Genomic DNA, 13,371 nt, shown 5'->3' on the forward strand with positions numbered 1-13,371 from the left:
GCCTTTCGGGTCAGTCCTGCTTCTCGCCGCTGGCGTAGCGGGAGATGATGAGCGCGACGATGATGATCGAGCCGTTGATGAACTGGTTCCACAGGGGCGGTACGCCGCCGAGCGTCATCACGTTGACCACCAACTGCAGCGTAAGCACACCGGTGAGCGCCCCGAAGAGCGTGCCGCGGCCGCCTTTGAGGCTGATGCCCCCGATGACCGCGGCGGCGAACACCTGGAAGATCCAGCCGTTGCCCTGGGTGGCGGCCACCGAGCCGTAGTGGCCGGTGTAGAGGATGCCGGCGAAGGCGGCGAGCAGCCCGCCGACGGACAGCACGATCCAGGTGATCCGGTCGACCCGGACGCCCGCCGCGCGGGCGGCCTCCGGGTTCCCGCCGATGGCGTACAGCGCGCGCCCGTGGCGCAGATAGCCAAGCGCCAGACCGCCGACGGCGTACAGCCCCAGGCAGATCCACACGGCCGCCGGGGCGCCCATCCAGCTGGCCTTGCCCAGGTAGCGGAAGGACTCGGGGACGTTGATGATCGACTGGCCCTCGGCGACGCCGACCTGGAGGCCGCGCAGCATGGTGAGCATGCCGAGGGTGGCGATGAAGCCGTTGACGCGCAGTTTGAGGATGAGGAAGCCGTTGGCCGCCCCGATCGCGGCGCCGACGGCCAGGCACAGCGGGATCGCGGTCCAGGTGGGCAGCAGGCCCAGGCCCTCGAACCGGGCGCCGTGGGCGGGCAGCACCAGCCACAGGGCGATCACGGGCGCGACGGCGATCGTCGACTCCAGGGAGAGGTCCATCCGCCCGCAGATCAGGATCAGCGCCTCGCCAAGCACCAGCAGCCCCAGCTCGGTGGACTGCTGGACGACGCCGATCAGATTGTCCTGGGTGAGGAAGGCGGGAGAGACGATGAAGCCGATCACGCCCAGGACGAAGATCACCGGGACCAGGGACAGATCGCGCCATCGGGCGATGTCGATCTTCGGCCGCGCCCGTCCCGCCGTCGCCGGTGCGCCGTCCGCCACCACGTCGGCGGGGCGCTGCCGTGCGGTATCGGTCATGACTGGCTTCCCTCTCTCCCCTTGATTCCGCCGCTCTGCCTTGTCTGCTCCGCGCCGTGCCCCGCGTCGTGCGGCGCGGTCTCCGGTTCTGTCATCCCCTCCATGGCGGCGACCAGCCCGCGGTCACTCCAGTCGCTGCCGAACTCGGCGACGACCCGCCCGTGGAAGAACGCCAGAACGCGGTCGCACACCCGCAGGTCGTCCAGTTCGTCGGAGACGATCAGCGCGCCGCTGCCGGCCGCCGCCACCTCCCGTACGACGCCCAGCAGCGCGTCCTTGGACTTCACGTCCACGCCCGCGGTCGGGCGGATGGCCACCAGGACGCTGGGCTCGCGCGCCAGCGCCCGCGCGATGACGACCTTCTGCTGGTTGCCGCCCGACAGGCCGGAGACGGCCTGGCCGGGGCCCGAGGTCTTGATGTCGAGCGAGGCGATCATGCGGCTCGCGAAGGCGCGGGTCCGGGAGGGCAGCACCGTCCCGAAGGGCCCCAGCTGGTCGGTCACGGTCAGCGTGGCGTTCTCGGCCACGCTGCGGCCCAGGACCAGGCCCTGACGGTGCCGGTCTTCGGGCACGTACCCGATGCCCGCGTCGATGGCGTGCGGCACGCTTCCGGGGCGTACGGCACGGCCGCGCACCACCACCCGCCCGCCGTCCGGTTTGCGCAGCCCCACCAGGGTCTCGCCGACCGCGGTGTTGCCGCTGGCCGTCGCCCCGGCCAGGCCCACCACCTCGCCCGGCCGCACCGCCAGGTCCAGGGGGTCGAACTCGCCCGCGCGGGCGAGCCCTTCGGTGCGCAGCACCGGCTCCGCGCCCGGGCCGGCCTCCTGGCGCGGTACGGGGGCGGGCACCGCGCCCCGCACCCCCTTCGGCGGCCCTGCTTCGGTGTCCCCGGTCATCGCCGCGACCAGCTCGTCCTTGGGCAGCTCGGCGACCGGGGCGGTCACCACGTGCCGGGCGTCGCGGAAGACGGTGACGGTGTCGCAGAGTTCGTAGACCTCCTGCAGGTGGTGCGAGATGAACAGGAAGGCCACGCCCTGGCCGCGCAGCTCGCGCAGCTTGGTGAAGAGCCGTTCGATGCCGCCCGCGTCGAGCTGTGCGGTGGGCTCGTCGAGGATGATCAGACGGGCGCCGAAGGACAGCGCCCTGGCGATCTCGACGAACTGCCCCTGCTCGACGGTGAGGTCCTTGGCGCGGGTCTGCGGGTCGACGTCCACCCCGTACTCGGCCAGCAGGGCGCGGGCGTCCTCGCGCAGCGCGCGCCAGCGGATCCGTCCGGTGCCCTGGAAGCGGCCGAGGTAGAGGTTTTCGGCGACCGTCAGATCGGGCACCACCATGGACTTCTGGTAGACGCAGGCCACCTTGCGCTGCCAGGCGGCCGTGTCGCCGTAGCCGGGGGCGGGCTCGTCCGAGAAGGTGACGGCGCCCTCGTCGGGGCGCTCCATGCCGGTCAGCACGGACACCAGCGTGGACTTGCCCGCCCCGTTGCGCCCGACCAGCGCATGGGCTTCCCCCGGCCGTACGGCCAGATGCGCGCGGTCCAGGGCCAGGGTCGGCCCGAACCGTTTGACGATGCGCTCCGCCCGTACGACGGTGGGCTCCGCGGCGGCGGGCTGGTCAGCGGCAGCCATGGCTACTTCTTCTCGAGCTGGTTGGCCCACAGCTTCTTGTCGTCGACGTTCTCCTTGGTGACCAGCGGCGCCGGGAGCTGGTCCTCCAGACCGTTCTTGATCTTGACGATCTCGGAGTCGTGGTCGGTCTTGCCAGGTTTGAACGTCTTGCCGTCCAGAGCCGCCTTGGCGTACTCCAGCGCGTACTTGGCGTACAGGTCTGCGGGCTGGGAGAGGGTGGCGTCGATCTTCCCGGAGCGGATCGCGTCCAGCTCCTCCGGGATGCCGTCGTTGGAGATGATCGTGATGTGCCCCTCGGACCCGGCGGGCTTGAGCAGCTTCTTCTGCTCCAGCAGCGCGAGCGTGGGCTGCAGGAACGCGCCGCCGGCCTGCATGTAGATGCCGTCGAGGTCCTTGTGCTGGGCCAGCAGGCTCTGCAGCTTGGCCGAGGCGACGTCGCCCTTCCAGTCGGTGGGCAGCTCGTGCACCTTGATGCCCGGGAACTTGTCCTTCATGCAGGAGGCGAAGGCCTCGGAGCGGTCGCGGCCGTTGATGGAGCTGAGGTCGCCCTGCAGCTCGGCCACCCGGCCCTTGCCGCCCAGTTGCTTGCCCAGGTATTCGCAGGCATTGGTGCCGTAGGCCCGGTTGTCGGCCCGTACGACCATGTAGACCTCGCCCGCGTCGGGACGGGTGTCCACACTGACGACCGGGATCTTCTTCCCCTTCAGCTCCTCGAGGGTGGAGGAGATCGCGCCGGTGTCCTGGGGGGCCATGATGATCGCCTTGGCGCCCTGGTCGGTGAGGGCCTGGACGTTGGCGACGAGCTTGGCGATGTCGTTCTGCGAGTTGGACAGCGGCAGCGCGTCGACCGTGCCGTCGTCGATGCCCTTCTCGAGATACTGCTGGTAGGAGTTCCAGAAGTCCGTGTCGGTGCGCGGCATGTCGATGCCGACCTTGCCGCCGCCGGCGCCGTTGCTCTCGCGGTTGCAGCCTGCGAGAGCGGCGGCGGCGAGCAGCACGGCACAGGCGACGGTGCCGGTCGTGCGGAGTCTCGTCATCGGGTCCCGTCCTTGATCGAATGGTGCGGCTCTGCTCCAGGGCTGTGGGGGTCGTGCCCCGGGTCGTTACGTGGCGGGGCGCAGGCGCAGGCCCTGCATCCCTCCGTCGACGGCCAGCGCGGTGCCGGTGACGGCCGCGGCGGCCGGGCTCGCCAGATACGCGACGGCCGCCGCCACCTCGTCGGGGGCCACGAGCCGTCCGCTCGGCTGACGGGCCTCCAGGGCGGCGCGTTCGGCCGCCGGGTCGTCGGCCCGGCCGAGCAGCCGGCCGACCCAGGGGGTGTCGACGGTGCCGGGGTTGACGCAGTTGACGCGGATGCCCTCGCGCACGTGGTCCGCGGCCATGGCCAGGGTCAGCGCGAGCACCGCGCCCTTGCTGGCGCTGTAGGCGGCGCGCTGCGGCAGGCCCGCGGTGGCCGCGATCGAGCAGGTGTGGGTGATGGAGACGCTGCCGGGCCGCTCGGCCGCGGCGGCGCGCAGATGGGGCAGCGCGGCGCGGGCGGTGCGGACCAGGCCCAGGACGTTGACGTCCAGCACCCGGTGCCACTCCTCGTCGGCGTTGTCCTCGACGGTGCCGAGCGCGCCGATCCCGGCGTTGCCCACGACGGTGTGCAGCGCGCCGAACTCGGCGACCACCTCGGCCACCCCGTTCCGCATCGCCTCGTCCGAGGTGACGTCGGCCTTCACCGCCAAGGTGCCGGCGGGGGCGCCCGCCGGATCGCGGTCGAGCACCGCGACCCGCGCGCCGCGGTCGCGCAGCAGGGCGGCGATCGCGGCGCCGATTCCGGAGGCGCCGCCGGTGACCAGCGCGGCCAGTCCCTCGAAGTCGCCGGTCGGATGGGCCTGGTTCACGAGGTTCCCTCCTGCTGCGCGGCGTTCCGGGCCTGCCACTCGGGCCCGTCGGGGTAGCGGTAGGCGGCGATGGACTCCGGGTGCATCCGGGCGGAGAAGCCGGGCGCGGTCGGGGCGAGGTAGCGGCCGCCCTCGACGACGGCCGGGGCGGCGAAGTGCTCGTGGAGGTGGTCGACGTACTCGATGACCCGGTCCTCCCAGCTGCCCGAGACGGCGACGAAGTCGAACATGGCCAGATGCTGGACGAGTTCGCACAGGCCCACACCGCCGGCGTGCGGGCAGACCGGCACGCCGAACTTGGCGGCGAGCAGCAGGATCGCCAGGTTCTCGTTGACGCCGGCCACCCGCGCCGCGTCGATCTGCACGAAGTCGACGCCGCCGGCCTGCAGCAGTTGTTTGAAGACGACCCGGTTGGCGACGTGCTCACCGGTGGCGACCTTGACGGGCTGTCCGCTGCGGATGGCTGCGTGCCCGAGGATGTCGTCGGGGCTGGTGGGCTCCTCGATCCAATGAGGCTCGTACGGCGCCAGGGCGCGCATCCAGCGCAGCGCCTCCGCCACGTCCCAGCGCTGGTTGGCGTCGACCGCGATCCGCACCTCGGGGCCGACGGCCTCGCGGGCCAGCCGCATCCGCCGCAGGTCCTCGTCGAGGTCGCTGCCGACCTTGAGCTTGATCTGGTCGAAGCCGTCGGCCACGGCCTCCTGCGCCAGCTTGATCATCTTCTCGTCCGAGTAGCCGAGCCATCCCGGGGAGGTGGTGTAGGCCGGATAGCCCTGCTCGCGCAGTCGCGCGGCCCGCTCGGCGCGGCCCGGTTCGGCCGCGCGCAGGATCTCCAGCGCCTCCTCGGGGGTGAGGGCGTCGGTGAGGTAGCGGAAGTCGACCAGCTCGACGAGGTCTTCGGGCGGCATGTCGGCGAGGAACTGCCACAGCGGCTTGCCCGCCTGCCGGGCGGCGAGATCCCAGGCGGCGTTCACCACCGCGCCGGCCGCCATGTGCATCACGCCCTTCTCGGGGCCGAGCCAGCGCAGCTGCGAATCGTGTGTCAGATCCCGGTAGAGCGCGCCGAGATCGGCCGCGGTCAGCGGCGCGGGGCGGCCCACGACATGGGGGCGCAGCGAGCGGATCGCGGCAGCGGTGACATCGTTGCCACGGCCGATCGTGAAGACGAAGCCGTACCCCTCGGCCGGGGCTCCGCCGGTCTGCCCGGCCGCGCCCTCCGTGGCGCCCACCGAGGCGTCCCCCGTGGCGCCGTCTGTGGCGCCCTCCGTCGCGTCCGTGCGCAGCACGACGTACGCCGCCGAGTAGTCGGGGTCGGGATTCATGGCGTCCGAGCCGTCAAGCTGTTCCGAGGTGGGAAACCGGACGTCATGGACCTCGATCTCGGTGACGGTCGGGCGCAGTCTCAATGGGGACTCCCTGTACGACGCGATAGAACATCGGACCTTTCGCGGTGATCCGATGTATAGCGCCGTTTGGGTCCGGCCGTCCAGAGGGGTGCGGGAAATTTCCTCGGAAAGACTGGGGAACAGGTCGGATGAATCTCTCCTCCCCGTCTAGTTACTTCCCCTGCCTCGCCCGCTGTCTCTTCCTCTTCCCCACCCCCACATGGGGGCTGCGGCCACAGGCCCGGGAAGCCGTAGGCTTGGGACGCACGCGAATGGAACTGCAGCCGGAGGCGGTACGGAACCGTCCGCCCCGGTCGGAAGGAGGCGCTGGGTGATCGAGCTTGAGGGGGTTCCCGAGCTGATCGACCCGGTCATGATCTGTGCCTTCGAGGGCTGGAACGACGCCGGAGACGCCGCCTCCACCGCGGTGGGGCACCTGGATCGGGAATGGAAGGGCGAGGTCTTCGCCGCGCTCGACGCCGAGGACTACTACGACTTCCAGGTCAACCGGCCGACCGTGGCGCTCGAAGGCGGGATCCGCAAGGTCACCTGGCCGACCACCCGGCTCTCGGTGGTCCGCGCGGGCGGCGGCGACAAGCCCCGCGACCTGGTGCTGGTGCGCGGCATCGAACCGAGCATGCGCTGGCGGTCGTTCTGCAACGAGATCCTCGGCTACGCCCACGAGTTGGGCGTCGAGATGGTCGTGGTCCTCGGCGCGCTGCTCGGCGACACCCCGCACACCCGGCCGGTGCCGGTCAGCGGCGTCACCTCCGACCCGGATCTGGCCCGCAGCCTCGACCTGGAGGAGTCGCGCTACGAGGGGCCGACGGGCATCGTCGGCATCCTCCAGGAGGCCTGCACCCATGCCGGCGTCCCGGCGGTGAGCCTGTGGGCGGCCGTGCCGCACTACGTCTCGCAGCCGCCGAACCCCAAGGCCACCCTGGCCCTGCTCAACCGCCTCGAGGACCTGATCGGCGTGCGCATCCCGCTCGGCGAGCTGACGGAGGACGCGCGCGCCTGGCAGCTGGGGGTGGATCAACTCGCCGCGGAGGACAGCGAGGTCGCGGAGTACGTCCAGTCCCTGGAGGAGGCCCGCGACACCGCGGAGCTGCCGGAGGCGTCCGGCGAGGCGATCGCCCGCGAATTCGAGCGCTATCTGCGGCGCCGGGACGGCCAGCCGGGCCCCGGCGGCCACGCGACGGACGCGGGCGGCGGGGTCGCGGACGGGCGCGACGGCGGTGCGGGCGGCCCCGGCTCGTACCTGCGCGACCCCTCGGGCCAGCCCTCGGGCCAGGGCCCCGGCAGCGGCTCCGGCTCCGCGCGGCCCCACAGACCTTCGGCGAAGGACGACGCGGCGCAGGACGACGCGGCGCAAGACGACGCGACACAGGATGACGCGGCGCAGGAGCGGGACGAGAACGGCGAGGGTGGCGAGGTCGGCCGCGAGCGCCCGGACGACCAAGAGGACTGAGCGGTCCGTGGCCCGGGGCGCCCCGCGCCACGGACCGGAGCCCCGGAGGCTCGCTCCGCCCCCGGCCCGGTTCCCCGGTCCCCGGCGGCTGCGGCACAGCCTCTGGGCGGAGCGCCCGATGGACAGAGTCCCCGTATAGCGCCGCGGGCGTCAGGGCAGGCACCGGCCCGGGCCCGGGCCGGCCAGTCGGAAGCCGAGCGGCCGGGCCGCGGGGCCGTGCCAACAAGCGGAGGCCGGGGCCGTAAGGGCCGTACCAGCCTGGAGCGCCGGCCCTCAGCCCGGGGCCAGGCCCGCGGCCTGGTCCGTACGGGACGGGGCCCGGCTCGTACGAGCCGGGCCGAAAAGAGGCGCGGCTCTCCTACAGCGCGACGCCCAGCAGCGCGTCCACCGCGCGGGACACCAGGCCCGGCGCCCCCTCGTCCGTGCCGCCCTCGGACGCCTGGGCCGAGGCCCAGCGGTCGACCGCGGCGAGCGCGGACGGGGCGTCGAGGTCGTTGGCCAGGGCGGTGCGGATCTCATCGAGGAGAGCGTCGGCCGGGGGGCCGTCGGGGCGCGAGACGGCGGCGCGCCAGCGGGCGAGGCGCTGCTCGGCCTCCTGGAGGACGCCGTCGGTCCACTCCCAGTCCTCGCGGTAGTGGTGGGCGAGCAGCGCCAGGCGGATGGCCGCCGGGTCCACGCCGTCGCGGCGCAGCGCCGAGACGAAGACGAGATTGCCCTTGGACTTGGACATCTTCTGGCCGTCGAGGGCGACCATGCCCGCGTGGACGTACGCCTTGGCGAACGGCCGCTCGCCGGTGAGCGCCTGGGCGTGCGAGGCACCCATCTCGTGGTGGGGGAAGGCGAGATCGGAGCCGCCGCCCTGCACATCGAAGCCCATGCCGAGGTGGTCGAGGGCGATGGCCACGCACTCTATGTGCCAGCCGGGGCGGCCGCGCCCCAGGGAGCCGCCGTCCCAACTCGGCTCGCCCGGGCGGGCGGCCATCCACAGCATGGGGTCCAGGGGGTTCTTCTTGCCGGGGCGGTCCGGGTCGCCGCCGCGCTCGGCCGACAGCAGCCGCATGGCCTCGGCGTCGAGCCCGGAGACGCCGCCGAAGGAGGGGTCCGACTCGACGGAGAAGTAGGTGTCGCCCTCGAGCTCGTAGGCGGCACCCGCGTCGCGCAGCCGCTCCACGAGGGGCACGATGCCCGGGATCGCCTCCACTGCGCCGATGTAGTGGCGCGGCGGCAGCATCCGCAGCGCCGTCATGTCCTCGCGGAACAGGGCGGTCTCACGCTCGGCGAGGGCGGTCCAGTCGTCGCCGTTCGCCACGGCGCGCTCGAGCAGGGGGTCGTCGATGTCGGTGACGTTCTGGACGTAGTGAACCTGCCGCTTGGTGTCAAGCCACACGCGTTGTACGAGGTCAAACGCGTTGTAGGTCGCCGCATGCCCCATGTGGGTGGCGTCGTACGGGGTGATTCCGCAGACGTAGATGCGGGCGACGGGGCCGGGGGCGAGGGTGATCGGTCCCCCGGTCGCGGTGTCGTGGATCCTCAGGTCGCGGCCTCTGCCAGGCAGGGCGGGCACCTCGGAAGCGGGCCAGGCATACATGTGTCGAGCGTAACCGGACGCTGCTTCCGGATACGAACCGGATGGGGGCTAGTTGGCTTGATAGGCGGTCTTGCGGAATCGCCCATGACCTGCTGTGTCTGTCCTGTCGGCGAATGGCCTGCCGGCGTCCTGCCGGCGAATGGCCTGCCGGCGGGCTCAGACCGGGGGCCAGGGGATGGCGGGCCACTGTCCGCTGGGCTTGGGGTGGCGCCCGGACCGCAGCAGGGCCGCGATCCGGGCCCGCAGCGCCGCGATCTCGGCTTCGGTGATCAGCTCGGCCAGCCGGGCGGTGAGCGGATCGCCGTCGGCCAGCCGGTCCGCGAGCCGCCGCAGCACGGTGAGCGTGTCGTCGGGCAGTGGCTCGCCCGCCCAGCCCCACAGCAGGGTGCGCAGCTTGTCGTCCGCGTTGAAGGTCACACCGTGATCAATCGCATAGATCCGCCCGTCGGCGGTGGGCAGCAGATGCCCGCCCTTGCGGTCGCCGTTGTTGATCACGGCGTCGAGGACGGCCAGCCGGCGCAGCCGCTCGTCGTCGGCGTGCACCAGCAGCGCGGTGCGGCCCTCGTCCACCTCGGCGAAGGCGACGGCCTTCCACCCCGGACCGGGCTCATCGCCGTCGACGAGCGCCAGCAGCTCGGGCGCTGTGTCGCCGTCCTCGCCGGTGGCCGCCTCGATCCACAGCTGGCACATGCCCTGCCCGTACGGCCCGTCCCGCAGCACCGTCGGCGGCACCAGGCCCCATCCGGTGGCCTCGGACAGCTCGAACGCCGCGACCTCGCGCTGGGCCAGCGTGCCGTCCGGGAAGTCCCACAGCGGGCGCTCCCCGGCCACCGGCTTGTAGACGCAGGCGGCGCTGTGGCCCTCGTACTCGACGGTGCAGTACAGCACCGCGTTGGACGCCTCCCGGACCCGGCCGCGCACCGTCAGCTCGCCCAGCGCCAACAGCTCGGACGGTTCGGGAACCTCCGAAGGCCCGGAGGGCTCCCGAGCCCCGGAGGACTCCGGGGGCGTCACGCCCCGCGGCGATATCCGTTCTGGCGCGGACATACGTGTCCCTCCGGGTCGAGCGGCAGACTGCACAGCGGGCACGGCGGGCGGCCGGCGTTGACGACCTCCAGGGCGCGCTTGGCGAAGGCGCGCGCCTGGGGCCCGGTGAGCCGCACCCGAAGCATCGGCGGCCCGTTGACCTCGTCCTGGAGCAGCCGCTCCTCGGCCTCCGCCAGGTCCTCCTCGGACTCGGCCTCGAGCTCGACGAGGGCCTGCGCCTCCACGATCATGCGCTGTTCCTCGCCGTCCCAGGCGAGGGCCATGGTGCCGACCCGGAACTCCTCCTCCACGGGGACTTCCAGCGGCCCGGTGTCGGTGAGGTCCGGAGGCGCGACGGCCGGCACCGGGGCGTTGCCGCCGGTGCGCCGCACCACTTCGTCCAGCAGCTCGTCTATCCGCTCGGCGAGCGCGGCGACCTGGGTCTTCTCCAGCGCGACGCTGGTGGTCCGGCCGCCCCCGGACGCCTGCAGGAAAAAGGTGCGGCGCCCGGGCAGCCCGACCGTGCCGGCGACGAAACGGTCCGGCGGGTCATAGAGGAACACCTGACGGGACAACGTCCTGCTCCATTTGGTTCGGCGTGTTGGTTCGGCGTGGTTTGCGACGTGGTTTTCAGGGTCTTGGCTGTCGACTGCTGGGACGCGCGTCTGCCCGGCCACGGCTGTGCGCGGTTGAGCAGCGCCGCGGCACCACCCTACTGCGCTCGGCGATCACGGTGCTCCCGCGCCGCCACCCACCTCCGCGTCCCCGGCCCGGCCCTCGGCCGCGCCCTCCTCGCGGGGCGCGAGGGAGCCGAAGTCGCCGGTGTCGCCCAGCCGTACGACGAAGGGGCGCAGCTGGGTGTAGCGGACGGCGGTGACCGAGCAGGGTTCGACCGAAATGCGCTGGAAGAGGTCCAGATGCAGGCCCAGGGCGTCGGCGACGAGCGCCTTGATGATGTCGCCGTGCGAGCACATCAGATACACCGCGTCGGCGCCGTGCTCCTCCTCGATCCGGGCGTTCCATTCGCGCACCGCGTCGACCGCGCGCGCCTGCATCGCCCGCATGGATTCGCCGCCCGGGAAGGCGGCGGCGGACGGGTGCTGCTGGACGACTCTCATCAGGGGTTCGTCGGCGAGCTCGGCGAGCTTGCGCCCGGACCAGTCACCGTAGTGGCACTCCCCGATCCGCTCGTCGGTGTGCAGGGGCAGCTCCGGCCGGGCGGCGAGCAGCGGGGCCAGGGTCTCCTGGCAGCGCTGCAGCGGGCTGGTGACGGCCGCGGCGAGCGGCAGCGCGGCGAGCCGCCCGGGCAGGGCCGCGGCCTGGGCGGTGCCGCGCTCGTCGAGTGCGACGCCGGGTGTCCAGCCCGCGAGGACGCCCGCGGTGTTCGCGGTGGACCGGCCGTGCCTTACGAGGATGAGCGTGGGCATGCCTGCCACCCTACGGCCCTCGCGGCGCGCTCCCGGGCTCGACCTGGAGACCGCCCGTGCGCTTTCGGCGCAAGCGGGGCAGAATGCCCGGCGTGATCGTGGACTGTGGCATCTACCGGGACGGGCGGCGTACCGAGGGGCCCGCCGACTTCTCCGACGCGCTGGACCAGGCGCGAGCAAACGGCGACTCCTTCTTGTGGATCGGCCTGCACGAGCCGACCGAGAAGGAGTTCGATCTGGTCACCAGCGAATTCGGGCTGCACCCGCTGGCCGTCGAGGACGCGCTGTCCGCCCATCAGCGACCCAAGCTGGAGGTCTACGACGACTCGCTGTTCCTGGTGCTGAAGCCGGTCGAGTACGACGACGCGGCCGACACCGTCACCACCGGCGAGCTGATGGTGTTCGTCGGCGACTCCTTCGTGGTGACCGTGCGGCACGGCCGGACCAATCCGCTGAGCGCGGTGCGCGAGCGGCTGGAGAAGGCGCCCGAGGTGCTGCAGCACGGGCCGACGGCTGTGATGTACGCGGTGTCCGACGCGGTCGTGGACCATTACCTGGACGTCGCGGACGCGCTCCGCATCGACCTGGACGAGTTGGAGACGGAGGTGTTCAGCCCGGTCGGGTCGGCGGCGAACACGGCCGGCCGGATCTACGGCTTCAAGCGCCAGGCGCTCGAGTTCCGGCGGGCCACGGGGCCGCTGGCGGAGCCGATGGCGCGGCTCGCGGGGACGGGGGTGCCGTTCGTCCACGAGGGGTCGCGGCCGTTCTTCCGCGATGTCAGCGACCATCTGACCCGGGTGAACGAGCATGTCGAGGGGCTGGATCGGCTGCTGTCGGACATATTGTCCGCGCATCTGGCGCAGATGGGCGTGCGGCAGAACGACGACATGCGGAAGATCTCGGCGTGGGCGGCGATGGCCGCGGTGCCGACGCTGATCGCCGGGGTCTACGGAATGAACTTCGACCACATGCCCGAGCTGTCGTGGACGTGGGGCTATCCTGCGGTGCTGCTGCTCATGGCCGGGGTGGTCTTCGGGCTGTACCGCTTCTTCAGGCGACGCGGCTGGCTGTGACCCGGCGGCGCGGCCCCCTGGGGCGGAGTGGGGTCAGGCGAACTCGGGGGCGGGCGTCGGGTGCCCGCCGAGCGCGTCCCGGCGCTCCGGCATCCGCAGCGTCACCATGCGCCGCCAGCCGCCCAGCCGCTCGAACAGGTACAGGGCGTGGATGCCGGCCGCCAGCAGCGCGGCCTTGGCTGTCGGCCAGCCCAGGATGCGGCGCATGTGGGCCATCACGGCGAGGCTGACGTCGCGGTGGACCCGCGCTTCGACGAGTGCGCACTCCTTGAGGGCCCGCTGGATGATCCGGCCGTGCCCGGCGGCGGCCAGACGCAGCAGTTCCTCGTGGCAGTAGGCGAGATGGTTGTCCTCGTCGTGCGAGATCATCCTGACCGCGCGGCCGACGAGCGGATCGTCCCCGAAGTAGCGGCCCAACATCGCCATCTGGGCGGAGGCCCGCTGCTCGGTCACCCGGCTGTGGACGAGGTAGGTGACGATGTCATGCTCGGTCAGTGGCTCGTCACGGCGCAGTTTGTCGTGGGCGAGGCCGATGCCGCGCGCTTCGAGCAGCATGGTGTAGTCGGTCTCGCGCGGGACCTCGACCGGTTCGAGGCCGCGTCGGCGCAGCAGGGCGTTGAAGATCCTGCCGTGCTTGTCCTCGTCCGCGCCATGCCGGGTGATCTTCGGGGCGAGGGAACGCTGGCTCTCCGGCACGAGGGCGGCGATCCTTCCGTTCTCCCAGCCGCCCTGGGTCTCGCCACTGGCGGCGATGGAGCAGAAGAGCCGGAACGATTCATCGTTGTCGATGATCTCCTGGAACAGCCTTTTCGCCGACAGCATCTCCG

At 72.2% G+C, this 13,371-nt stretch carries 12 protein-coding genes; 2 read left to right on the forward strand and 10 right to left on the reverse strand.

The features are described from left to right. Window positions 1-10: 10 nt before the first annotated feature. From ACFZDL_RS24770 to ACFZDL_RS24790, 5 genes are all read right to left on the reverse strand, one after another. Complete coding sequence (locus tag ACFZDL_RS24770) at window positions 11-1,057, reverse strand: ABC transporter permease (protein ID WP_353592746.1); 1,047 nt, start codon at window positions 1,055-1,057, stop codon at window positions 11-13. Continuing rightward, on the reverse strand, window positions 1,054-2,685 hold the full coding sequence (locus tag ACFZDL_RS24775; protein ID WP_353592745.1) for a sugar ABC transporter ATP-binding protein: 1,632 nt from the start codon (window positions 2,683-2,685) through the stop codon (window positions 1,054-1,056). The genes ACFZDL_RS24770 and ACFZDL_RS24775 overlap by 4 nt, the downstream gene beginning before the upstream one ends. 2 nt (window positions 2,686-2,687) lie before the next feature. After that, window positions 2,688-3,722 carry a sugar ABC transporter substrate-binding protein gene (locus ACFZDL_RS24780; protein WP_353592744.1) on the reverse strand — a complete coding sequence of 345 codons (1,035 nt, stop codon included), beginning with the start codon at window positions 3,720-3,722 and terminating at the stop codon, window positions 2,688-2,690. Window positions 3,723-3,788: 66 nt separating this feature from the next. Beyond that, window positions 3,789-4,574 carry an SDR family oxidoreductase gene (locus ACFZDL_RS24785; RefSeq protein ID WP_353592743.1) on the reverse strand — a complete coding sequence of 262 codons (786 nt, stop codon included), beginning with the start codon at window positions 4,572-4,574 and terminating at the stop codon, window positions 3,789-3,791. Next, on the reverse strand, window positions 4,571-5,974 hold the full coding sequence (locus tag ACFZDL_RS24790) for an enolase C-terminal domain-like protein (protein ID WP_353592838.1): 1,404 nt from the start codon (window positions 5,972-5,974) through the stop codon (window positions 4,571-4,573). The genes ACFZDL_RS24785 and ACFZDL_RS24790 overlap by 4 nt, the downstream gene beginning before the upstream one ends. A 316-nt stretch (window positions 5,975-6,290) precedes the next feature. Between ACFZDL_RS24790 and ACFZDL_RS24795 the strand changes: the two genes are divergently transcribed. Next, a complete protein-coding gene (locus ACFZDL_RS24795) occupies window positions 6,291-7,430 on the forward strand; it encodes a PAC2 family protein (protein ID WP_353592742.1) in 1,140 nt (379 codons plus the stop codon). A gap of 358 nt (window positions 7,431-7,788) precedes the next feature. Here ACFZDL_RS24795 and mshC read toward each other — a convergent pair whose 3' ends face one another. From mshC to ACFZDL_RS24815, 4 genes are all read right to left on the reverse strand, one after another. Beyond that, window positions 7,789-9,018, reverse strand: coding sequence for a cysteine--1-D-myo-inosityl 2-amino-2-deoxy-alpha-D-glucopyranoside ligase (gene mshC / locus ACFZDL_RS24800; RefSeq protein ID WP_353592741.1), 1,230 nt, complete (start codon window positions 9,016-9,018; stop codon window positions 7,789-7,791). Between the two features lie 156 nt (window positions 9,019-9,174). Then, complete coding sequence (locus tag ACFZDL_RS24805; protein ID WP_353592740.1) at window positions 9,175-10,065, reverse strand: SCO1664 family protein; 891 nt, start codon at window positions 10,063-10,065, stop codon at window positions 9,175-9,177. Further along, a complete protein-coding gene (locus tag ACFZDL_RS24810) occupies window positions 10,029-10,619 on the reverse strand; it encodes a DUF3090 domain-containing protein (protein WP_353592739.1) in 591 nt (196 codons plus the stop codon). Before ACFZDL_RS24810 ends, ACFZDL_RS24805 begins: the two co-directional genes overlap by 37 nt. Window positions 10,620-10,772: 153 nt before the next feature. Further along, complete coding sequence (locus ACFZDL_RS24815) at window positions 10,773-11,471, reverse strand: histidine phosphatase family protein (protein ID WP_353592738.1); 699 nt, start codon at window positions 11,469-11,471, stop codon at window positions 10,773-10,775. An 83-nt stretch (window positions 11,472-11,554) separates the two neighbouring features. On the opposite strand from ACFZDL_RS24815, the gene corA reads away from it, so the two are divergent. Next, the gene (gene corA, locus ACFZDL_RS24820) at window positions 11,555-12,544 is read left to right on the forward strand and encodes a magnesium/cobalt transporter CorA (RefSeq protein WP_353592737.1); all 990 of its coding nucleotides are present in this window, start codon (window positions 11,555-11,557) and stop codon (window positions 12,542-12,544) included. 33 nt (window positions 12,545-12,577) lie between these two features. Here corA and ACFZDL_RS24825 read toward each other — a convergent pair whose 3' ends face one another. Further along, on the reverse strand, window positions 12,578-13,366 hold the full coding sequence (locus ACFZDL_RS24825) for a ferritin-like domain-containing protein (RefSeq protein WP_353592736.1): 789 nt from the start codon (window positions 13,364-13,366) through the stop codon (window positions 12,578-12,580). Between the last annotated feature and the right edge of the window lie 5 nt (window positions 13,367-13,371).

The sequence above is a fragment of the Streptomyces sp. NPDC007917 genome, assembly GCF_042959105.1.
In the GTDB taxonomy this organism is placed as follows: Bacteria; Actinomycetota; Actinomycetes; order Streptomycetales; family Streptomycetaceae; genus Streptomyces.